We start from the raw sequence: 20,978 nt of genomic DNA, 5'->3' as shown, positions 1-20,978 counted from the left end.
AGCCCTTCGACGGAGTGATTGGTCGGGCGGAATCACCATGCTGGAGAATGAGCCGGGCACGGGAGCGGAAGGCGGGCTGAAGCGCTGGCTCGAGGGTATCGGTCTTAGCCACTATACCGATCTCTTCGCGCAGCACCGTCTCGATCTCGACGTCATGGCGGACCTGACCGAATCCGATCTGATCGAGCTCGGATTGCCGCTCGGCGATCGGAAGCGGCTCCAGCGCGCCATGACCGCGTTGTTCCGGGCCGAAACCGCGGAGAAGCCCGACGCGACGGCTCGCCCGCAAATCCGGACGGAGGTCGGCGCCGAGCGGCGTCAGCTCACCACCATGTTCTGCGACATGGTGGATTCCACCTCGCTCTCGGTGCAGTTCGATCCGGAAGACGTGCGCGACATGATCGCGAGCTTCCGCGAAACCTGTGTCCGCGTCGTGAAGCATTACGAAGGTTTTGCTGCCCGCTTCGTCGGAGACGGTATTTTGGTCTATTTCGGCTATCCGACCGCACATGAGGACGACGCCGAGCGCGCCGTGCGTGCGGGGCTGGAAATCGTCCGGGTGCTGTCGACCGCTCGCGCGATCGAGCCGCGTGGCGCGCTCAGCCACTCACCCGCCGTCCGCATCGGCATCGCAACCGGTCTCGTCGTGGTTGGCGACCTCGTCGGACAGGGCACCGAAGAGCGCGACTCCGCGGTCGGAGAAACCGTCAATCTCGCCGCGCGCCTGCAGGGCCTGGCGCCGCCCAACGGTGTGGTGATTTCCACGTCGACCCAGTCGCTGCTGAAGGGGAAGTTCGACTACCGCGATCTCGGCGTCCACGTGCTCAAGGGAATCTCGGAGAAAGCCCAGGCCTGGCACGTGATGCGCGCCTCGCGGGTGGAGACCCGCTTCGCCGCCGCCATGGGCACGCGGCTGACCCCGCTCGTCAACCGGGAGGAGGAGATTGCGCTGCTGATGGGGCGCTGGCAGCAGGCCAAGGAGGGCGAGGGCCAGGTCGTGGTCAAGTTCGGCGAGCCCGGCATCGGCAAGTCGCGCATCATCCAGGAGATCTTCGACCGGATCGCGGGCGATCGCCATGGACAGGTCTCGTTCCAGTGCTCGCCCTATTACACCTCCACGGCGTTCTATCCGTTCGCCGAGCAGCTCAAATTCTCTCTCGGTCTCGATCGCGAGGATGCGTCCGTTCAGTCGCTGGCGAGCCTGGAGACCGCGATCGCCGCCGCTCATGGCGACATCGAGCAGGTTGCGCCGCTGTTTGCCGTGCTGTTGTCCATTCCGACCGGCGACCGCTATCCGCCGCTCGAGCTGTCGCCGCAGCAGCAAAAGGATGCGACCGTCGCGGCGCTGGTCAATCATTTCCTCGGCCTTGCGCGCGAGCAGCCGCTGGTGATCGCATTCGAGGATCTGCACTGGATCGACCCGACGTCCCGTGAGGTGATCGATCTCCTGGTCGACCGGGCACAGAACCGGGCAATCCTGGTCATCATCACCGCGCGCACCGAATTCCAGCCGAGCTGGAACGCCCATTCGCATATCACGACCCTGGTGCTGAACCGGTTGAGCCGGCAGTTGCGCGCGACGCTGGTCGAGCGCGTGGCGGGACGCGAGCTTCCCAAGGAGGTCATCGAGGAGATCATCGTCAAGACCGACGGCGTGCCGCTGTTCCTGGAGGAGCTGACCAAGACGGTTCTCGAATCCAACCTCCTGACCGAACGGCACGGGCGCTACGTGCTGTCGGGTCCGTGGCGGCAGCTTGCGATCCCGGCGACGCTGACGGACTCGCTGATGGCGCGGCTGGACCGGATGGGGCCGTTCAAGCGGATCGCGCAAATCGGTGCCACCATCGGCCGCGAATTCTCCTACGAGACTCTGCACGCGGTCGCCAACACACCCGCCGAACAGATCGAGGCCGCGCTCAATCATTTGGAGGAGGCCGGACTGATCATGCGCCGCGGCCATCCGCCCGACGCGCTCTACTCCTTCAAGCACGTGATGATTCAGAACGCCGCGCATGCGAGCTTGCTGCACAGCGAGCGGCGCAAGCTGCATTCCCGGATCGCCCAGGTGCTGGCCGAGATGTATCCCGAGAAGACCGAGCGCGAACCGGAACTGCTCGCCCATCATATGACCGAATCCGGCCAGAGCGAGAGCGCCGCCAGCTTCTGGCTTAAGGCCGGTAAGCAGGCGGCCAAGAGTGGCGCCAATCTAGAGGCGATCGGGCATCTGGGCCGCGGCCTCGGCGTCGTGCAGGCCAATGCGCGCATGCAGGGCGCCGATGAGATGGAGCTCGAATTGCGCATCGCGCTCGGCAACGCGCTGATCGCCGCCAAGGGCTATGCCGTGCAGGAGGTCGAGGAGAACTACGTCCGCGCCCTCGAACTCGGCCAGCAGCTCGACGACGACGAAAAGGCCTTCGCCGCCACGCGCGGGCTCTGGGTCTGTCATTTCATCCGCGCCGATCTGACCCGCGCGCACGATCTCAGCGTCGAGCTGTTGAAGTTCGCCAAGCGCGAGCGGCTGAACGAGGGGACGCAACCGGCGCAGCAGACCGGCTATCTGATCGAGGCGCATCGCTCGATCGCGATGACTATGCTCTATCGCGGGCGCTTTGCCGCGTCCCAGCATCATCTGCACCGCTGCATCAACCTCTACAGCCCCGACCTGCACTCCGATCTGATGGAGCGGCACGGCACCGATCCCGGTGTCGTCTCGCTGTCCTATCTCGGCTACCTCCTGTGGTTCCTCGGCCGGCCCGACGCGGCGCGCCAGCACAGCGAACAGGCGATCGCGAACGCCGAGAATATCCGCCACCCATTCACGCTCGCCTTCGCGCTCGTGTTCGGCGCCTATCTCTGCCAGCATTTGCGCGATGTTGAGGGCACGCGCGACCATGCCAACCGCGCCATGATCATCGCCACGGAGCACAATTTCCTGCACTGGAAGCAGCAGGCGGCGATCCTGCGCGGCTGGGCGCTGGCGCAGCTCGGCGAGGCCGACGAAGGCCTCAGCCAGATGCGGTTCGGCCTCGACGAATACGAAGCGATGGATTCCTGGCTCGCCGGCTGCTGGTTCCGCTGCCTGCTCGCGGAGGCCTACGCCAAGGTCGGAATGCGCGATGCCGCCTTGCGCGCGCTGGACGGTGCGCTCGCGACCGCAAGACGGACCGGCGACCACTCCTACCTCGCCGAAGTCTACCGCCTGCAAGGCGAGATCACCCTGTCGGATGAGAATCCGGCCTCGGTGCAGGAGGCCGAGGACCTGTTCAACCTGTCGCTGGAGATCGCGCGTAAGCAGGGCGCTCTGTCCTGGGAGCTTCGCACCGCCGTCAGCCTCGCGCGCCTGTCGCACCAAGCCGGCAAGCGCGAGCACGCTCGTCTCCTGCTCGTACCGATTGTGGCCAAGTTCAGCGAGGGCTTTTCCACGCCGGACCTGAAACAGGCGATGCAACTGATCGACGAGCTCGGCGTGGACGCGCTTGTTCGTAAACAGGCCGATTCCGTGAGATGAGCGATCTTGCCGCCGCGCGTGCGCGTTACGTGGAGCTGATCTCAAAACGCGAGCGGATCTCTTCAACGCGCCTGCTCGAAGCCCTCGGCACTGTTCCGCGCGAAAACTTTCTGGCGAAGGGGCCGTGGCGCATCAAGACCGAGGCGGCGCGCAACTATCGGCTGACGCCGGATGCTGATCCCGTTCATCTCCAGGACAATGTGCTGGTCGCGATCGATGCGCGCCGCAAGCTTGATACCGGACTTCCGAGCCTGTGGGCGCATTTCATCGATTTGCTCGACGTCGGGGAAAAAGACCGTGTGGTCCAGATCGGCTGCGGGCTCGGCTATTTCTCAGCCGTGCTGTCGAAGATCGTGGGGCCCAAGGGCAGGGTGCAGGCAATCGAATGCGACGAGCGGCTTGCGGCGCGCGCCGCAACCTATCTTGGCGCCTATCGCAACGTCGCGGTCGTCCATGGCGACGGATGCGAGGACATCGGCGAACCCGCCGACGTGATCATCGTTCATGCCGGCTTCTCGCAGCCGCATCCGCTCTGGCTTCGGTCGCTTCGTCCGCGCGGCCGGCTTCTGGTGCCGCTGACCCAGCGGGACCGCGAAGGCGCCGCCCTCAAGATCACCCGCAAGGGCAGGGGGTTCGAAGCCGAGGCGGTGCAGCAGATCCGGATATTTCCCGGCCAAGGCCGCGGTCTGACCGCGCTCGACGACCGCGTCGCCGACTGGTGGCAGCGCGCCTCCGCGCTGGCGCCGCTGCGCTTTCGCGGCATCGCGCAGGGGTTGCCGTCGGATGGCTAATGCTTCGTTTCATTTTACCTTGATTGCGAATGTAAGTATCCAACGCGTCTCGGCGCCGCTATGACTGCGGCCTGATCGCCATACGAGCGCGCGCCATGCATTCCGTTGCCCTGCTGACCGCCAGCTACGCCAAGGATATCGAGCGCTTTTCGCTGCTCAGCGAGAGCATCGACACCTGGTTGACGGGCTACACACGGCATTATGTTCTCGTTAACGATGAGGATCTGCCGCTGTTCGCGCGGTTCGCTTCCGACAAACGCGTCATCGTTCCGGCCTCGCGCTATTTGCCGAAATGGCTGTGGGCGTTGCCGCCGGCTCTGCAGTTCATCAGCAAACGGCGCGTCTGGCTGTCGCTGCTGTCGTCACCTGTTCATGGCTGGCACATTCAGCAGATCCTCAAGATCGCCGGCGTCCTCAACGCGCCAGAGCAGCGCGTTTGCATCCTGGATTCGGACAATCTGTTCTTCCGCGAATTCGACGTCGGTGAGTATGCCGGCGCCGAGAAGACCCCGCTGTTCGTCACGCGCAACGGGATCGACGCCGCCCACCCCTTGCATGTCCTGTGGCTCCGCACCGTCGATCGGCTCCTTGGCATCAAGGACCGGTCCTTCCCCGCGGACGACTATGTCGGCAACGCGCTGGTCTGGGACAAGGACACCGCGCGCGCGATGACCGATTCGATCAAGTCGGCAACGGGATTGAACTGGGTTCTGGCACTGTGCCGGAAGAAGAAGTTCTCGGAATATCTCATGTACGGCCATTTCGTCGCGAACGCGCCCGCGCATCTGGCCACTCATCGGGTCACCGAGGACAGCATCGCGGTCTCGCATTGGGACGACACCCGCCTCGACCGTCCCGCCATCGAAGCGATGATGCGCGCCGCTTCGCCCGACCAGGTCGCGCTGTGCATCCAGTCCTATTCGTCGACCTCGATCGACGACATCCGCGACGTGTTCCGCCTCAGCTCGCGCGACCGTCGCGGTCCGAGTCTTTCGCCCGAGCACATGGGCGACGAGGCTCAGTTCGAAGTGCCGAAAGCTCGCTAGACCTTACACGTCTCTCGTGAACTTGCTGATCACGTTCATGAACGGCTTCGGCTTGAACTCGCCGTCGAGCGGCAAAGGACGGTTCGGCTGCTTGTCGGCGCGGGCAAAGGTGCCGTTGATCCAGCTGTAGCGGTCCGAGAGGCCCCAGGTCAGGATCGAGCGCACCGGTCCGCTGGTCGAGATCGCGGTCAAGAGATCATCGACGCGCTTGGCGACGATGGCATCGCGCTCCGCCGGCGTCCCCGTCAGCTTCTGGTCGTCGACATCGAGCTCGGTGACGAGCACCTCGAGGCCCCAGGCGCGCAGCTCGGTGACGAATTCGGCAAGCCCATGGGTGTCGATCTCGAGCTCGGCATGCAGATGCGCTTGCAGTCCCACGGCGTGCAACGGCACGCCCTGGTCGAGCAGCTCCATGATGAGATGGCGGTAGGCAGCGCGCTTCGCGACGAACGTGTCCTTGGCCGACTCGATGTCGTATTCGTTGATCGCGAGCTTGACGAAGGGATCGGCCGCGGCCGCCGTGCGGAACGCCAGCGGAATCCAGCGGTTGCCCAGATGCTGCGTCCAGAACGACTCGCGTCGGTCTTTCGGGCTGTGCGGATTGTCCGGGATCGGCTCGTTGACGACGTCCCACGACGTCAGCTTGTCCTTGTAATAGGAGACGACGGTGCCGATGTGGTCGACATAGGCGCGCTCGACGCCCTTGGTATCCTTGATCTGCTTGGTCCAGTCCGGAATGTCGTGATACCAGGCGAGCGCGTGGCCGCGCATCGTCAGGTCGTTCTGCCGGGCGAAATCCAGGATCGCGTCGGCGCGTTCGAAGGCAAAGGTGTGCGCGTCCGGACGCAGCATCGGCCATTTCAGCTCGAGCACCGGCACGACTTGTGTGCAGTAGGTGCTGATGGCTTCGCCGAGCCTGGGATCCGCTTGCAGATCCCAGAGCGTGGCCGCGGCACCAAATCCTTGATAGCGCTGGGCGAGTTTCGCCGCCGGCGCTGCGGACGCCGATGCGGCTGCCGCGAGTGCTGCGGCGCTGCCGAGGAGAAATTCGCGTCTGTCGAGCCTGGTCACGGCATTCCTTATCGGAGCCAACGCGCCACCGTACCAAGCGACGCCTTGCAACGCCGGGGATTTCCCTCGTTGGGTTAACTTTGCCAGTGCGAAATCACGGTTCCTTTCGGTGGCCGTGGCGCCGTCAGGGAAGGGCAAATTTAACGCTAACCCGCGAAAGCGGCTTCAAAACCGGATTCGCCGCCCGATCTCCAGACTTATGTGACACTCTTGAGAGATGTTGCGGCGCAATTCGTTCGCCCCGCCATGGTCCAATTGATGAACGGCCGTCACACTCGCAACAATGTTGTCGGTCCCGTGCTCGCATGCTGAACCGCCATTTCTCGATTTATCTCGTCGCCTACATCCTGCCTGCGGCGGTGGGTTTCTTCGCCGTCACGGCCTACACGCGACTGCTGACGCCGGCGGAGTACGGCGTTTATGTCGTCGGCATCAGCCTGGCCGGCATTCTAGGCGCGATCTTCTTCGCCTGGATCAAGCTGTCGGTGTCGCGCTATCAGGCGATGTCGGCCGAGGTGGATTTCCGCGGCACTGCAATGGTCGCCTTCGCGCTCACCGTTGCCGTCCTCTGCGCCACCACGCCGCTGGTTTTCCTGTTCCGCAATGATCTCAGCGTTGGGCTGCTGCTTGCCAGCATGTTCGTCGCGATCATGGCGAATGCCGTCGATGTCGGCCAGGAGTTCGAGCGCGCAAAACTGCGCCCTTACAGGTTCGCGGCGATCTCGATCGTGCGCAGCGTGTCGAGCGTCGGTTTCGGCCTGCTCGGCATCTGGCTCGGCTGGGGTGGACTGGGACTGCTCGCCGCATTCGGCCTGGGTTCGCTCGCCGGGATCATCCTGAACCTTCTCGGTGACCGCACCAGGATCGCGCGCTTTCAGCGCAGCCAGTTCGTGCAGCTCGCGCGCTACGGCCTGCCGCTGACGCTGGCCGGATTGTCGGTTGCGGTCTACTCGGCCTGCGACCGCCTCATCGTGGCTTATTTGCTCGGCAAGGACGCCGCCGGAATCTTTGGCGTCGCCGCCGATCTGCCGCGACAGTTCATGGTCATGATCGCCTCCAGCGTCGCCGCGGCGACCGTGCCGTTGGTGTTCCGGTCATTGTCGGACAAGAACATCGAGACGACGCGGGAGCGGCTGACCGAGAGCCTCGAACTTCTGCTCGTCGTAGTTGCGCCCGTCGCGGTCTGGCTCGCGCTCGCAGCCGACCAGGTCGCCGGCACGCTCGTCGGCGTCGACTTCCGCGCCGGCGTGTCGGTATTGCTGCCGACCCTGGTGCTCGCGCGCTTGTTCGGCATCGCCAATCAGTTCTATGTGCAGATCAGCTTCCAGCTTGCCGAGCGACCGTTCATGCTGGCGGCGCAGTCGTTCCTGACGCTGGTCGTCAGCGTGGCGTTGATGTTCATGCTGGTGGCCGGCCATGGTCTCTACGGCGCGGCGCTGGCGACCCTTGCAACCGAAGCGATCGGTTTCCTCGTTGCCGTCGTGCTGATGCATCGCGCCCATCCGGTCCCGTTCGACCTCCACCGCCTCGCCGGCGTTGCGGTCTCCGCCGCGGCGATGGCGGCTGCGATCCTCGTGGCACGATCCCAGGTCAATGGCATCGGCCTCGTCCCGCTCATGCTCGTGAGCCTCGCCGGCGGGCTCGCTTATGCCGCTGCCGCGTGGTTGCTGAACATCGCAAACGTCCGGACGCTGTCGCTGCGTTTCCTGCGAACCTTCAACCGCAAGGCGCTGGGCGTTTAAGCCGCGATGCCTGACGAGGCTCGGCCTCAGCGTCTGAAGCTCTGAAAGCGCCGCCTGGCCTGGCGATGGCTCGGTTCCGACCGGAAGCGCACAGCCGCCCGGGTCTAGGGCGGAGGGCGATTTTGTTGCGTCCGTGGCCATAACTGTGCTTCTTGGGCGGCATGTCGGGAGCAGAGCAGATATGACCCAAGGAACGCCGGAAATCCGCGCATCGGCGCAGTTGCTTGCCCGCTATCGCGAGCCTGACAATACGCGGGGTGTCCTCGAACTGGCGATCACGGCGATCCCGTTCGTCGTCATCTGGGCTCTGATCTGGGTCGCTCTTGACCAGGGCTATTGGTTTGCCCTCCTGCTCGAGGTGCCCGCGGCGGGTTTGCTGGTCCGCCTCTTCATGATCCAACACGATTGCGGACACGGCTCGTTCTTCCGCGGCCGCGTTGCCAACGATTGGGTCGGCCGTGCCATCGGCGTGATGACACTGACGCCATACGGCTACTGGCGGCATAACCATGCGGGCCATCACGCGAATTCCGGCAATCTCGACCACAGGGGCTTGGGCGACATCGATACGTTGACCACGCGCGAATTTCTCGGGCGGTCGCGATGGCGCCGGACGCTGTATCGCTTGTATCGACATCCCCTCGTGATGTTTGGCGCCGGTCCCTCGTATTTGTTCATCTTGAAGCACCGATTGCCGGTCGGGATGATGCGTCGCGGCTGGAAACCCTGGCTGAGCACGATGGGCACGAACATCGCCCTCGCGGTTCTCGCCGTCACGATGATCTGGCTGGTCGGCTATGGGCCGTTGCTGCTTGTGCATCTGCCGATCGTTGTCCTGGCGGCGTCGATCGGTGTGTGGCTGTTCTACGTCCAGCACCAGTTCGAGCACACGCACTGGGCCCACGACGAGACCTGGAACTTTCACGACGCCGCGCTGCACGGCAGCTCTCACTACCAATTGCCGGGTGTCTTGCGATGGTTCACGGCAAATATTGGCGTCCACCACATCCATCATTTGTCCAGTCGAATTCCCTGCTATCGCTTGCAGGACGTATTGCGCGACCATCCGCAGTTCGCTGGTGTCGGGCGGATCACGCTGCTCCAGAGTTTGCGGACCGTGCGGCTGACCTTGTGGGACGAGGAACGGCAGCGGCTCGTCTCCTTTGGAGAGGCAGCCTTGTTTGGCAAGGCAGCCTTGTTTGAAAAGGCAGCCTTGACTCCAGTGGCTTAGCTTTACGCCGCCCCGCGCGGCCGCCGACCGGCGTGAATTCGCGCGATCGGAACGCGATGGGCGTCTAGCGGCCGTTCAACGTGGCTTCGCCGTCCGACGCCGGGCGCTGGCAGCCGTGTCACCGATCCCCGGTCATTCTGTCGCAGCGATAGACCGCCAGCTTCGGCCGCGCGGCGCCCTTCCGCCTGCGTTAACCGTCGTATATGAGATTTATCGCCGGAACGTGCCGAATGTCGCCACAGACGGAACGTAAGGCGGCGGCGATTTCTTAATTCAAAGATCGCAATCTGATCAATGACCGGCGGACTGGCATTTCGACCGAGGATGGCATGAGAAACTTGATGACAACGGCGCAATCCACCGTGGCGATGCGGCGTTGGGGGCCCCCCGGAATTGTGACCCTGGCGGCAATGCTCGCCTTTGCGGCCGTGGCTCCGGCCAATGCGGCCAAGCAGGCGCGTCAGCCGGCCGAGGCGGTGGCACCGCGCGAGGCTGGCGAACCGATCATGGCGATCGTGTCGATCAAGAGCCAGCAGGTCACCTTCTACGACGCCGAGGGCTGGATTTTTCGCGCGCCGGTGTCCACCGGCACGACGGGACGCGAGACGCCGGCCGGCGTCTTCGCCATCATCGAGAAGGACAAGGACCACCACTCGACCATGTATGACGACGCCTGGATGCCGAACATGCAGCGCATCACCTGGAACGGCATCGCGCTGCATGGCGGGCCGCTGCCCGGCTACGCCGCTTCGCATGGCTGCGTGCGGATGCCGTTCGGCTTTGCGGAGGGCCTGTTCGACAAGACCAACATCGGGATGCGGGTGATCATCTCGCCGAACGACGCGGCTCCGATCGACATCGTTCATCCCGCACTGTTCATGCCGAAGCGGGACGCCATTGCGGCGGCGCCGGGCCAAATTGGCAGGCTCTCCGGCGAGGCCGAGGAGGCCACAAGGGCGGCCGACGAGGCCAAGAAGGCCGCGACGGCGGCCGCGAAAGAGGCGGCATCGCTGCCGGCCTCGTTGCGCAAGCTGGAACAGCAGAAGACCCGCGCCGACGCCGAGCTCGCCTTCGCCGACAGGCAGCTCGCGGCCGCCAAGACCGATCAGGCCCGCGCCAAGGCCGAGGAGCTGAAGCAGAAGGCCGCCACCAAGGCCGCCGACGCGGCGACGCAGCTCGATGCCGCCAAGAGCGCCGCACAACCGAAGCGCGACGCGGTGGCTGCCACGAAAGAGGCCGCCAAGGCGGCAGCGGCCAGGAAGGCCGATGCCGTGAAGGCCGCGACCGACGCAAAGCTCGCACTCGAGCCGGTCTCGGTCTACATCAGCCGCGCGACGCAGAAGCTCTACGTGCGGCGGAACACGCACAAGCCGGCACCGGACGGCGGCGGCGAGGTGTTCGACACCAGCATCGAGGTTCCCGTCGCGATCCGCAATCCGGATCAGCCGCTCGGCACGCATATCTTCACCGCGATGGCGAAGACCGACACAGGCCTGCGCTGGAGCGTGGTCACGATCGAAGACAGCGACAACGCCAGGAACGCACTCGACCGCATCACCATCCCACAGGAGGTGCTCGATCGCATCGCGCCGACCGCGTTGCCGCGCTCCTCGATCATCATCTCGGACGAGCCGCTGAGCAGCGAGACCAACTACCGCACCGAGTTCGTCGCAGTGCTGAGCAACCAGCCCCAGGGCGGTTTCATCACGCGCAAGCCGACCGCGCCTCCGATGGCCATGGCGAGCGATGACGGCTGGGACAATGGCGGCAACGGTTTCGGCTTCTTCTTCCAGCGCGATCCGAATCCGCAGCCCGTCAATCCGCGCCGGCGCGGCCAGTATCAATATTATCAGCCGGCACAGCCGATGCAGCGGGGCTTCTGGTAGGAGCGGGCGGATCGAAGCTCGCCACTATCGCCGCGCCTCGATCACGATAGCCTGGATCTTGCCCTCGATCGGTCCGGACCCATGGCGCGTTCGGATCGTCTCGGCAACGATGTCGGTCGCAGCCTGAAGCTTGCTGGCATCGCGCGCCTCGATCTCGCTGCGCAGCGGCGTGCCCTGGCAGAGCGCGATCGCGACGTGCTCGGGCGACGGGGCCCGGCTTATTTCAGCTCGCGTTTCGATCGATATGTCACGGAAGCCTGCGCGTTCGAGGTCGGTTCTGATGACGGCCTTGTCGTGATAGCCGTGCGGCGTCCGGGCCATGAAACGAGGCGGGTCGTCGGGAAACAGCTTTTCGAGCGCGACGGTCGCTTCATGCGTCAGCACATTGTCCTCGATGCGATCCCAGACGTTGAACACGAACGTGCCATTGCCGTTGAGGACGCGCTTCACTTCCCCGTAGGCCTTCACGCGGTCCGGAAAGAACATGGCGCCGAACTGGCAGCAGACCACGTCGAAGGCTGCATCGTCGAAGGGCAGGGCCGAGCCGTCGGCCTGGCGCCACGAGATTCGATCGTCGTCTGCCTGACGCTGCGCCGCGACGGCGAGCATCGGCTCGTTGAGGTCGGTGGCGACATAACGGACACCGCGCGGCAGCGCCGCCGCCACCGCGCGCGTCACGGCGCCGGTGCCTGCCGCGATCTCGAGCAGCACGGAGGGAGACCGGGCCGCGACACGTCTTGCGATGTCGTCGGCGTAAACGGCGAAGATCATCGGCACCAGATATTCGTCGTAAAGCTTCGGGATCGAGCCGGCGAAAACCTTGTCGGTGTTGGACATGCTTGCCTCGCTGAAGTTCGGAGACGAGGCTCACGTTACCATGGATTGCCGTCTACCGCGCCAGCAGCGCGGTGAACCCGGCCGGTTCCTGCCGGCCAGCGTCATCGGCCCCCTCCGACCTCGTGGATCGGCCGCGTGCCGTCCCAGCTCAAAGCCGCCTGCCGGACCTTCTCGAAGAACGGCCCCTTGGTGCCGCTGATGTCGGAGATCTCGATCACGGTGCCTGGATGGGCCTGGGTGTCGAAATAGGCAAAGCGCCCCTTGTCGCCGCCGATCTGGCCCTCGTGGCCGATCCTGTAGCCGAGCCCGAGCGCCCTGTCGTAGAGCGCCTGGTAGTCGTGGCTCCAGTAGGACATGTGCTGAAGGCCTTCGTGGCCGGACTCGAGGAACTCCCTGTACAGCGAGGGCGCGTCGTTGCGCTGCTGGATCAGCTCGATCTGGAGATCGCCGGAATTGGCCAGCGCGATGCTCATCTCGACGGCGGAGTTTTCGCCGCGATGGCAAAACCAGTCGGTCTTGACGCGGTCCATGTAGTACCAGGGACCGACGCCCATCACCTCGATCCAGTGCTTCATCGCGGAGTGGATGTCCCGCACCACATAACCGTTCTGGCGTACCGCGCCGAAGATGCGGCTCATGCCCGCGCTCCTCTTGTCAGCTTGATCACTTCAGTTCAATGCCCGCGTCCTTGGCAACCTGCTTCCAGGCCGCGATGTCGCTGGCGTTGATGTCACGCTGCTCGTCGCCCGGCACGAATTGCGGCGTGATGCCAAGCCCCAGCAGCTTCTCCTTCACGTCGGCATCGGCGAGCGCGTCCTTCAGCGCCGCGGACAGCTTTCTTGCGATCGGTTCGGCAAGCCCCGCAGGCGCATACATCGCCCAGGACAGGCTGCGGTCGAACGGCACGCCTTGTTCCTTGTAGCTTGCGACATCCGGCAGGCTCGGCGAGCGTTCGCCGCAGGCGGCCAGCGCCTTGATCGAGCCGTCCTTCACCAGCGGCGTCGCGGTCGCCATGTCGAGTGTCGCCAGCGAGATGTGGCCGCCGAGCAGATCGCCGGCCAGTTTGGCGATGCCGTTGAACGGCACGTGGTCCATCTTGATTCCGGTCTGCTGCATCAGGATTTCCGCGCAGAACTGTCCGGTCGAGCCGACGCCCCAGCTTCCGTACTGGATCGGCTCGCCCTTCCTGGCCAGCGCGATCAGGCCCTTGATGTCGTTGGCGGCAAAATCCTTGGTCGCCACCAGCATGATCGAGGACGTGCCGATGCGCCCGATCGTGGTGAAATCCTTGATCGAATCGTAAGGCAGTTTCGGATAGATCGCCGGCGCCAGCACATGCGTGGTCATGCCGCCTACGGTGATGGTGTAGCCGTCATTCGCCGACGCCGCGACCATCTGGGTGCCGAGCGTGCCGGCAGCCCCGGTGTGGTTCTCGATATAGACGCTCTGTCCGAGCGTCTTGCCCATCCTGTCGCCGAGCAGTCGTCCGATCACGTCGCCGCCGCCACCGGCCGCATAAGGCAGCAGCATCCTGATCTTGTGCGTGGGATAGGCGGCCGGATCCTCGGCCCGCGCAGGCAGCATTGCCGAGAACGTTATGACCAATGACAAAGTTGCGGCGCGCAGCAGACGAAAATGGACGAAGCGCGCCATGACCTGATCTCCCCAGATTGCTCTCCGCTTCTTTTGAGAGCGGAGTTGAAGCGCAAGACCGAACGAGCGACCGTGCCGGCGGTTGACTAGCGAACGATCGTTCGTTAGTCAAGCCCGCATGGCTGTCCACACCACCAGCGCGGCGGAAGCGGCTGCGCCCACGACCCGCGCGCGCATTCTCGCCGAGGCGCTCGATCTGTTCGCGCAGAGCGGCTATGGCGGCGCCTCGATGCGCGAGCTCGCGCGTCGCGTCGGCATTCGCGAGAGCAGCCTCTACAATCACTTCGCCGGCAAGGCCGCGATCCTCGAGGCGATCGTCAGCGAGCACGGCCCGGCCAGCTCGGCGAGCCGGCTGGAAGAGCCGCGCTACAAGCAGCTCGCGCGCCAGCCCGCCGCGTTCTGCCGCCAGTTTGCACTGGATCTCGTCGAGCAATGGTCCGATCCGCGCGAGCACCAGTTCCAGAAAGTGATCACCGCCGAGCGCAACCGCGTGCCCGGCATCCGCGCCAAATTCGCCGATCATTTCTATGCGCGCGAGCAGAGCATGATGACGGATTATTTCCGCGGCTTTGCGCTCGCCGGTCTCGTCTCGACGCCGGACCCACGCGAGACCGCGCGGCTGTTCGCGGCCGGGCTGATCTACATCCGTCTCGAGCATTACGTGATGGGCGCGGCACCGTCGCCGCGGCCGAAGGTGATCGAGGCGATCGACTGCTATCTCGCCTTCTTCCTGTCGCTGATCGCGGCGGATGGCGGGACACAGGACAAAAAGAAACGAAAAGCCAAGGGAGAGACTCGTGGCAAGGCTGCCCCTGATTGATCCGGAGACGACGAGCGGCGACATCCGCGCCTCGTTCGACCGCATGCCGGTCAAGCTGAATATTTTCCGCATGATGGCCCATGCCGAGGCCAACATGATCCCGGCGATGCGGCTCGGCAATTCGATCCTGCACAAGCAGAAGCTCAGTGCGGTCCATCGCGAGCTCCTGATCCTTCAGGCCGCCCAGCTCGAAGGCGGTGCCTATGAATGGCGCCAGCACGTGCCGATCGCGCTCGGAATCGGCTGCACGCAAGCACAGATCGATGCGGTCGAGCGGGCCGACTACGATGCCGCCGGCCTGAGCGAGGCCGAGCGCGCGCTGCTGAAATTCGGCCGCGAAGTGGTCGAGCACGTTCGCGTTCCCGAGCTGATCTTCGCCGCCATGCGCGCGCATTTCAGCGACCAGGAGATCGTCGAATCCATCGTCGCGCTCGGCTTCTACATGATGATGGCGCGTGTCACCGAGGCGACCGAGACCGATCTCGACCCGGCAGCCGGCATGAAGGTCTACGACAGCGGCAAGAGATAGGCGGCGCGCATGCGTGAGAATTCCGAGACCAGGCCGGAGCGCTATGTTCTCCCGCCGAGCGCGGAATCGCTGGGCGAAGCGCCGGGCAGGGGACGCCTTGAGAGGCGTCGCATCCTGATCGTCGGCGGTGGCCAGCGTGTGTTCGACGCCGCCACCGATCCGATCGGCAACGGCCGCGCCATGAGCATTCTTTGCGCGCGCGAGGGCGCGAAGGTCGCAGTCGCCGATCTCAACCACACCTCCGCGCAGCAGACCGTCAAGCACATCACCGACGAAGGCGGCGAGGGCTTTGCCATCACGGCCGATGTCACCTCTGAATCCGACGTCCAGCGCATGATCGAGGAAGCACATCGCGCCATGGGCGGGCTCGACGGCATGGTCCTCAACATCGGCACCTTCGGCAAGGTCGGCCTCGACGCCGTCAGCCCCGAGGAGTGGAATGCGATCTACGACGTCAACGTTCGCGGTCCGATGCTGTGCTGCCGCGCGGGCCTGCCGAAATTCGGCAACGGCGGATCGATCGTCTTCATCTCCTCCATCGCCGCTCTGAAGGCCGGCTCGCAGATGGCGGTGTATGATTCCTCGAAAGCCGCGCTCGGCGGCCTCATGCGCAACATCGCCCATCTCGGATCGCGCCGCGGCATCCGCGCCAACCTCGTCTATCCCGGTCTCGTCGACACGCCGAACGGTCGCGAGGCCGGCGCCGGCCGCCCCTCGCGCGGCAAGGGTCACGTCCCGTTCGGCCGCCAGGCCACCGCCTGGGAAATCGCCTATGCCGTGCTGTTCTTCCTCTCGGACGAGAGCGTCTACGTCACCGCGCAAACGCTCGCGGTCGATAGCGGCCTGAGCGGGATGTGACGTCGATCCGTAACAGGCTGCGGCTCGACGCGACAGTTTCGCAGGGCCTGCTCATCTGATAAGCCTCAAAGGCATGAAAACCACACTGCTGAAATCCGAAGACTACGCCCGCTCGCCCTGGAAGAACGGCGGCGGCATCTTCACCGATATTGCGGATGCCCATCGCGCTGAATCCGTGAAGGATTGGGACAGCCTGCTCTGGCGCTTCGCGACCACGCCGATTGTGGCGCCGGGGCCATTCTCCCATATGCCCGGCATCGACCGCCTGCAGATGGTGGTCGGCGGACGCGGGCTGGTGCTGAAGTCGCCCACCGAGGAATTCGACGAGCGCGAGCCGTTCACGACGGTGCGCTTCACCGGCGAGCTCGAGATCGTGACCCGGCTCGAGGAAGGGCGAGTCGAGGTGGTGAATTTGATGGGCCGGCGCGGTGCGGTCGCGCTTGAGCTCGAAGCGCTTAAGGAGCACGGTGAGCGGCGATTGTCCGCCGGCACGCATCTAATTTATGCGGCGCGCGGCGACTGCACTATCCGTCTCGAAGGCACGGATTTTTCGATTTCGCACGAAAACACCTTGAAAGTCGAACTGACGGGGGCATCGACGCTTGCGCTCGTCTCGGGGCTGGCCGTGCTGGGCTCTATCCAGATCGTCGGCTGAACGGCGTTCCAGCCCACCAGAGCGATGCGCACAATCCGTGCAACTGGCTAGGTTGACGCCGTCGCGCCGGAGCACGATATCTGCCCTGATGCAGCCGCCGCCCAAAAGCCAAAGCACGATATGGGCGGCCACGATATGAACGGGCAGATATGACCGCGCCAGAGAACAAATCCGCCACGCTGTCCGACGGCGTCGTCGACTGGTTGATCAACGGCACGCGCGACCAGCGCTTTATCGACAATATCTTTGCCGAGATGTGCATCCGGCTTCAGCAGGCCGGCATTCCGCTGGCGCGCTCAACCCTTCACGTGCTGATCCAGCACCCGCAATGGCTGGGCGCCCGCTTCATGTGGGCCGAGGGCATGCGCGAGGCAGAGATTGCACGGGTCGACCATGACGTCCGCGAGCGGTCTGAATATATCGGCAGTCCCGCCAACGAAATGTTCGACGGCGCGACCGAGTTGCGCGAAAATCTCGAGCAGGACCCAGCGCTCGGCCGCAAGCACGCGCTCTACCGCGAGATGCGCGCGCAGGGCCTCACCGACTATGTGGCTTGGCCGCTCTATCATACGCTCGGCAAGCGCCATCTCGTCACCTTCGCGACCAACCGGCCCGGCGGCTTCGACGACACCCATGTCGCTGCCCTCAAGAACTTGTTGCCTGTGCTGGCGCTGGTCAGCGAGATCCGCGTTAAGAATCGATTGGCGCGAACGCTGCTCGAGACCTATGTCGGCTCCCATGCCGGCGAGCTCATCCTGGCCGGCGCCACGCGGCGCGGTACCGGTACGACGGTGCGCGCCGCGATCATGATCTGCGATCTGCGCGACTTCACCAAGATTTCCGACAATTGGCCGCGCGACGACGTCATCGATCTGCTCAACGATTATTTCGACGCGATGTCGGAGCCGATCGCGCGGCATGGCGGCGAGATCCTGAAATTCATCGGTGACGGCCTGCTCGCCATCTTTCCGCTGAGCGAGCCCAAGGCCTGCGCAAACCTGCTGCATGCCGTGACCGAAGCCAGGCAGGCCATGATCGCGTTGAACGCGCGCAACGACGGCACCGGCCGAGCGCCGCTGAACTACGGCATCGGCGTCCATGTCGGCGACGTCATGTACGGCAATATCGGATCGTCCACCCGGCTCGACTTCACCGTGATCGGTCCCGCCGTCAACATGGCCTCACGCCTCGAAGCCTTGACCAAGCAATTGGGAAAGAAAGTGTTGCTGTCACGCGACTTTGCCGAGCTGGTCGAGCGAGAGTTCGAGCTGGAGCATGTCGGAAAATATGAGGTGCGCGGCTTCAGCGATCCGATCGAGCTTTTTGCGTTTTGAAGATGACGGAGGCCCCCGGCTAAGCAGCGGGCGATCATCGAGTCCTGTTGCCAACGCAGGATTGTGTGACTACGCTCGGTGCGAAGCGCAACCAAGCGTTTCGTCCAAGCGTGTCATCGATCGGCCGCAGTACATGCCAAAATTCCTCCGCATCGGAATCCATCAGTCGAACGTATCGGGTTACACGTCGAAGGCGTGGTGTGTCCGGCGCGTTGGCACGGCGATCCTCCTGAAATGGGGCGCCGTGGAAGTCCAGGGCGCGGGTGACGGACGAAAGGTCTACTGGACGCGTCTGCCGCAGCAGAGACAATTCGCTGCGGCAGCGCGCAGCGTGCCCAGGATTACGCCAAGGCCGCGATCGCGCGGCGCCGCAATCATCGCTATGAACCGCTGACCGGCGCGATCGTGCTCCGGCGCCGACCGGCCGCAGGCAACACCGAGCTCAAGCGGGCGCTTGCCACGATCCTGATCGTCGATATCGTCGGCTCCACCGCAAAAGCCGCAAAGCTCGGCGATGTCCGCTGGACCAAGATCATGGGCCATTATTACGCGGCGGTCCGCAAGGAGCTGAAGAGCTCGCGCGGCAAGGAAGTCACGACGACGGGCGACGGCGTGCTGGCGACGTTCAAGACGCCGGCCGCCGGAATCAATTGCGCGACCGCGATCCAGAAGCCCGTGCGTACGCTCGGCCTCGAGATCAGGGTCGGCCTGCATGCCGGCGAATACACCGTGAGCGGCACTGAGGCGGTCGGCCTGGCCTTCCACATCGGCACCCGCGTCGCCGCAAAGGCGAGCGCCGGCGAGGTGCTGGTGTCGAGCGCGGTGAAGGAGCTGATGGCGTCGCAGTCGGCGATCAACCTGAAAGATCACGGCATTCACCGGCTCAAGGGCGTGCCGGAAAAATGGAGACTCTATAGAGTGGAGGGGTGAGAGTGGGTGAAGCTCTCACCGTCCTTCGTAAACGGGTGGACGCTTCTGTGCCTCGGCATCCCGCCCTTCCTGGAAGTCCCTGGTCGTGAGCAGCGCACGATATTGGTCGCCAAGTTGGGCAAGCGCGGCCTCGGGGTCTTCGAGCGCAAGGTGCGAGGACGCAATCGAGGTCTTGATGCCGAGGGGAGCGCATGCGGCGATCTTCTCGGCGATCTCGACGGCCTTCGCGCGAGCGGCGTCGCGGTTTGTTGCCACCTCCTGAACCGTTCCCATCCGGAGCGCTTCGTTCGCATCCCAATGATCGCGCGTCAGAATGAACCGCATGGCATTTCCCCAGCCGGCTTCTCGTGGGAAGCGAACGGTTGAGCCGCCGCCGGGAAAGCGGCCGTGCGTGTTCTCGTCCTGGCCGAAATCCGTGTCTTCCGATGCTATGCGGATGTCCGCAACGAGGAAGATTTCGTGCGCCATATTCCAGGTATCGCCATGCACCGCGACAATCAGCGGCTTGGTGAGCGCCGGTTTGGTCCGCCCGAGAGGGTCGATGAAGCCGGGTCCCTCCATCATCGTCTTTCCCGATTGAGCAAATGCCTTGTAGGCGTCGACATCGACACCTCTGGAGAAGCGTTCGCCGTAGCCGAACAGAACCGCTGCACGCAGCGAGGGATCTCGATCGTACTGGTAGTAGGCTCTCGCCAGGCTCTCTGTCGCCTCCGGGTCCAGCCGATTGTCGATGCCAGGCCGGTTGATGCCGATCAGCACGATGTGGCCTTTGCGCTCGATGGTGATCTTCGTCCGCTCACCGTACGGAATGTCCGCCATCGGCGCGGACTCGTCAGATTGTGACATCATGGATTCTGTCTTCCCGTGCTGATGAGAGCGCTGCAGCGATGATGTGGTATCATGCAGAAGATTGCATCAGGCCCGACATGGGCGATCGTGCGTATCGGAAAACGCATCTGCGTTTTCGAAACGACGATGAACGAGGGTGTGGGCTCAAGAGCGTGCCGGAGCGGTGGCGGGGTGGGGACTGAGGCGATTGCGCGCGGGGCGGATCCACGCCCTCATCTCATCTGGACGACGATTTTCCCCCTGGCTCGTCCCTTTTCGAGATAGGCCAGCGCGTCTTTCGCCTGTTCGAACGGAAAGACCTTGTCGATCACCGGCCGGATACGCTCCGCCTTGAGAAGCTCGCCGATCTCGGCGAGTTGCCTGCCGTCCGGGTGCACGAACACGAACGAATACTCCGCGCCGATCTTGCCGGCGCGGCGAATGATCTTGCGGCTCAGCCATCCGAACAGGAACACCATGACGACGTTCATCCCGCGGTCGCGCGCGAACGCGGCGTCCGGCGGCCCGACCAGCGAGGCAATCCTGCTCCCCCGCTTCAGGATCCGAAGCGATGTCTCGACCGCATCGCCCCTGAGCGTGCCCAGCACCGCGTCGTAGTCCCGCAGCACTTCCTCGAATTGCTGGGTCTTGTAGTCGATCACCTCGTCAGCCCCGAGGCTGCGCACCAGATCGATATTTCCAGTGCTGGTCGTCGTCCCCACTTTGGCGCCGAAATATTTCGCGAGCTGGATCGCGAACGTGCCGATCCCGCCGGCGCCGGCGGGGATGAAGACTTTCTGGCCGGGTTTGAGACGTATGCGCTCCCTAAGAGCTTGCCACGATGTCAGGCCGACCATCGGGATCGAGGCCGCGTGCACGAAGTCCAGGTTCGGCGGCTTGAGCGCGGCGGCATCCTCCGGCACGGTCGCGAATTCGGCGAGAGCGCCTGTGCTGAGATCAAAGATGCTGGCGAAGACGGCGTCGCCCGGCTTGAAGCGGGTCACGCGGCTTCCGACCTCGACGACGACGCCCGCCAGGTCGCTGCCCAGCGTGGCCGGCAGTTCAAACTTCAGGATCGGCTTGAACGTTCCCTTCGGAATCATGTTGTCGATCGGGTTCAACCCCGCGGCATGAACCTGGACCAGGATTTCGTTCGGCTTCGGCGTCGGCCGCGGGATATCGGCCAACGCGATCTGGTCCGGCTTGCCGTAGCGCTTGAACACGAGGGCTCTCATTTTTTCTCTCGGTCCGAAGGTTCT

17 protein-coding genes and 1 pseudogene are annotated in these 20,978 nt (G+C 64.3%); 12 read left to right on the top strand and 6 right to left on the bottom strand.

Annotated features, from left to right (window positions below; all coding sequences use genetic code 11):
• Nucleotides 1-37: 37 nt before the first annotated feature.
• The 3 genes from BcanWU425_RS31355 to BcanWU425_RS31345 all read left to right on the top strand — a co-directional run bounded on the left by BcanWU425_RS31355 (nucleotide 38) and on the right by BcanWU425_RS31345 (nucleotide 5,345).
• Nucleotides 38-3,508, top strand: coding sequence for an ATP-binding protein (locus tag BcanWU425_RS31355; protein ID WP_204513715.1), 3,471 nt, complete (start codon nucleotides 38-40; stop codon nucleotides 3,506-3,508).
• Entirely contained in the window at nucleotides 3,505-4,299 is a 795-nt protein-coding gene (locus tag BcanWU425_RS31350) for a protein-L-isoaspartate O-methyltransferase family protein (RefSeq protein ID WP_204513716.1), read from the top strand. Before BcanWU425_RS31355 ends, BcanWU425_RS31350 begins: the two co-directional genes overlap by 4 nt.
• 95 nt (nucleotides 4,300-4,394) lie before the next feature.
• The gene (locus BcanWU425_RS31345) at nucleotides 4,395-5,345 is read left to right on the top strand and encodes a DUF6492 family protein (RefSeq protein ID WP_204513717.1); all 951 of its coding nucleotides are present in this window, start codon (nucleotides 4,395-4,397) and stop codon (nucleotides 5,343-5,345) included.
• A gap of 3 nt (nucleotides 5,346-5,348) precedes the next feature.
• Here BcanWU425_RS31345 and BcanWU425_RS31340 read toward each other — a convergent pair whose 3' ends face one another.
• Complete coding sequence (locus BcanWU425_RS31340) at nucleotides 5,349-6,416, bottom strand: endo-1,4-beta-xylanase (RefSeq protein ID WP_204513718.1); 1,068 nt, start codon at nucleotides 6,414-6,416, stop codon at nucleotides 5,349-5,351.
• Between the two features lie 305 nt (nucleotides 6,417-6,721).
• Here BcanWU425_RS31340 and BcanWU425_RS31335 point away from each other — a divergent pair, with 305 nt between their 5' ends.
• The 3 genes from BcanWU425_RS31335 (at nucleotide 6,722) to BcanWU425_RS31325 (ending at nucleotide 11,275) form a co-directional block, all read left to right on the top strand.
• Nucleotides 6,722-8,158 (top strand): lipopolysaccharide biosynthesis protein, encoded by a 1,437-nt coding sequence (locus BcanWU425_RS31335; protein WP_204513719.1) that lies wholly within the window; start codon nucleotides 6,722-6,724, stop codon nucleotides 8,156-8,158.
• Nucleotides 8,159-8,339: 181 nt separating this feature from the next.
• Entirely contained in the window at nucleotides 8,340-9,389 is a 1,050-nt protein-coding gene (locus BcanWU425_RS31330; RefSeq protein WP_018455677.1) for a fatty acid desaturase, read from the top strand.
• A gap of 329 nt (nucleotides 9,390-9,718) precedes the next feature.
• A complete protein-coding gene (locus BcanWU425_RS31325) occupies nucleotides 9,719-11,275 on the top strand; it encodes a L,D-transpeptidase (protein WP_026233000.1) in 1,557 nt (518 codons plus the stop codon).
• A gap of 24 nt (nucleotides 11,276-11,299) precedes the next feature.
• On the opposite strand, the gene BcanWU425_RS31320 is transcribed toward BcanWU425_RS31325, so the two are convergent.
• The 3 genes from BcanWU425_RS31320 to BcanWU425_RS31310 all read right to left on the bottom strand — a co-directional run bounded on the left by BcanWU425_RS31320 (nucleotide 11,300) and on the right by BcanWU425_RS31310 (nucleotide 13,765).
• Nucleotides 11,300-12,112 (bottom strand): class I SAM-dependent methyltransferase, encoded by an 813-nt coding sequence (locus BcanWU425_RS31320; RefSeq protein WP_204513720.1) that lies wholly within the window; start codon nucleotides 12,110-12,112, stop codon nucleotides 11,300-11,302.
• A 101-nt stretch (nucleotides 12,113-12,213) separates the two neighbouring features.
• Complete coding sequence (locus BcanWU425_RS31315; protein WP_231188862.1) at nucleotides 12,214-12,750, bottom strand: VOC family protein; 537 nt, start codon at nucleotides 12,748-12,750, stop codon at nucleotides 12,214-12,216.
• Between the two features lie 25 nt (nucleotides 12,751-12,775).
• On the bottom strand, nucleotides 12,776-13,765 hold the full coding sequence (locus BcanWU425_RS31310; RefSeq protein ID WP_231188860.1) for a Bug family tripartite tricarboxylate transporter substrate binding protein: 990 nt from the start codon (nucleotides 13,763-13,765) through the stop codon (nucleotides 12,776-12,778).
• A 118-nt stretch (nucleotides 13,766-13,883) separates the two neighbouring features.
• Between BcanWU425_RS31310 and BcanWU425_RS31305 the strand changes: the two genes are divergently transcribed.
• From BcanWU425_RS31305 to BcanWU425_RS31280, 6 genes and pseudogenes are all read left to right on the top strand, one after another.
• Complete coding sequence (locus BcanWU425_RS31305; RefSeq protein ID WP_085350338.1) at nucleotides 13,884-14,585, top strand: TetR/AcrR family transcriptional regulator; 702 nt, start codon at nucleotides 13,884-13,886, stop codon at nucleotides 14,583-14,585.
• Complete coding sequence (locus BcanWU425_RS31300; RefSeq protein ID WP_085384392.1) at nucleotides 14,563-15,114, top strand: carboxymuconolactone decarboxylase family protein; 552 nt, start codon at nucleotides 14,563-14,565, stop codon at nucleotides 15,112-15,114. The genes BcanWU425_RS31305 and BcanWU425_RS31300 overlap by 23 nt, the downstream gene beginning before the upstream one ends.
• 9 nt (nucleotides 15,115-15,123) lie before the next feature.
• Nucleotides 15,124-15,972 carry an SDR family NAD(P)-dependent oxidoreductase gene (locus BcanWU425_RS31295; protein WP_085350339.1) on the top strand — a complete coding sequence of 283 codons (849 nt, stop codon included), beginning with the start codon at nucleotides 15,124-15,126 and terminating at the stop codon, nucleotides 15,970-15,972.
• A gap of 73 nt (nucleotides 15,973-16,045) precedes the next feature.
• Nucleotides 16,046-16,627, top strand: coding sequence for a HutD/Ves family protein (locus BcanWU425_RS31290; RefSeq protein ID WP_204513722.1), 582 nt, complete (start codon nucleotides 16,046-16,048; stop codon nucleotides 16,625-16,627).
• A 149-nt stretch (nucleotides 16,628-16,776) separates the two neighbouring features.
• Complete coding sequence (locus tag BcanWU425_RS31285; RefSeq protein ID WP_231188858.1) at nucleotides 16,777-17,961, top strand: adenylate/guanylate cyclase domain-containing protein; 1,185 nt, start codon at nucleotides 16,777-16,779, stop codon at nucleotides 17,959-17,961.
• Nucleotides 17,962-18,094: 133 nt separating this feature from the next.
• Nucleotides 18,095-18,891, top strand: a pseudogene (locus BcanWU425_RS31280) (adenylate/guanylate cyclase domain-containing protein).
• Between the two features lie 15 nt (nucleotides 18,892-18,906).
• Here BcanWU425_RS31280 and BcanWU425_RS31275 read toward each other — a convergent pair.
• On the bottom strand, nucleotides 18,907-19,650 hold the full coding sequence (locus BcanWU425_RS31275) for an enoyl-CoA hydratase-related protein (RefSeq protein ID WP_231188857.1): 744 nt from the start codon (nucleotides 19,648-19,650) through the stop codon (nucleotides 18,907-18,909).
• Between the two features lie 302 nt (nucleotides 19,651-19,952).
• Nucleotides 19,953-20,954 carry an NADP-dependent oxidoreductase gene (locus BcanWU425_RS31270; protein WP_204513724.1) on the bottom strand — a complete coding sequence of 334 codons (1,002 nt, stop codon included), beginning with the start codon at nucleotides 20,952-20,954 and terminating at the stop codon, nucleotides 19,953-19,955.
• Nucleotides 20,955-20,978: the final 24 nt, after the last annotated feature.

This window comes from Bradyrhizobium sp. WU425 (genome assembly GCF_021052305.1).
GTDB classification, from domain to species: domain Bacteria; phylum Pseudomonadota; class Alphaproteobacteria; order Rhizobiales; family Xanthobacteraceae; genus Bradyrhizobium; species Bradyrhizobium canariense_D.
This window is presented reverse-complemented; position numbering and strand designations above follow the sequence as displayed.

Bases quoted from the DNA above. Each gene is read 5' to 3' on its own strand.
- BcanWU425_RS31355 (WP_204513715.1), top strand. From the start codon at position 38: ATGCTGGAGAATGAGCCGGGCACGGGAGCGGAAGGCGGGCTGAAGCGC.
- BcanWU425_RS31350 (WP_204513716.1), top strand. From the start codon at position 3,505: ATGAGCGATCTTGCCGCCGCGCGTGCGCGTTACGTGGAGCTGATCTCA.
- BcanWU425_RS31345 (WP_204513717.1), top strand. From the start codon at position 4,395: ATGCATTCCGTTGCCCTGCTGACCGCCAGCTACGCCAAGGATATCGAG.
- BcanWU425_RS31335 (WP_204513719.1), top strand. From the start codon at position 6,722: ATGCTGAACCGCCATTTCTCGATTTATCTCGTCGCCTACATCCTGCCT.
- BcanWU425_RS31330 (WP_018455677.1), top strand. From the start codon at position 8,340: ATGACCCAAGGAACGCCGGAAATCCGCGCATCGGCGCAGTTGCTTGCC.
- BcanWU425_RS31325 (WP_026233000.1), top strand. From the start codon at position 9,719: ATGAGAAACTTGATGACAACGGCGCAATCCACCGTGGCGATGCGGCGT.
- BcanWU425_RS31320 (WP_204513720.1), bottom strand. From the start codon at position 12,112: ATGTCCAACACCGACAAGGTTTTCGCCGGCTCGATCCCGAAGCTTTAC.
- BcanWU425_RS31315 (WP_231188862.1), bottom strand. From the start codon at position 12,750: ATGAGCCGCATCTTCGGCGCGGTACGCCAGAACGGTTATGTGGTGCGG.
- BcanWU425_RS31310 (WP_231188860.1), bottom strand. From the start codon at position 13,765: ATGGCGCGCTTCGTCCATTTTCGTCTGCTGCGCGCCGCAACTTTGTCA.
- BcanWU425_RS31305 (WP_085350338.1), top strand. From the start codon at position 13,884: ATGGCTGTCCACACCACCAGCGCGGCGGAAGCGGCTGCGCCCACGACC.
- BcanWU425_RS31295 (WP_085350339.1), top strand. From the start codon at position 15,124: ATGCGTGAGAATTCCGAGACCAGGCCGGAGCGCTATGTTCTCCCGCCG.
- BcanWU425_RS31290 (WP_204513722.1), top strand. From the start codon at position 16,046: ATGAAAACCACACTGCTGAAATCCGAAGACTACGCCCGCTCGCCCTGG.
- BcanWU425_RS31285 (WP_231188858.1), top strand. From the start codon at position 16,777: ATGACCGCGCCAGAGAACAAATCCGCCACGCTGTCCGACGGCGTCGTC.
- BcanWU425_RS31270 (WP_204513724.1), bottom strand. From the start codon at position 20,954: ATGAGAGCCCTCGTGTTCAAGCGCTACGGCAAGCCGGACCAGATCGCG.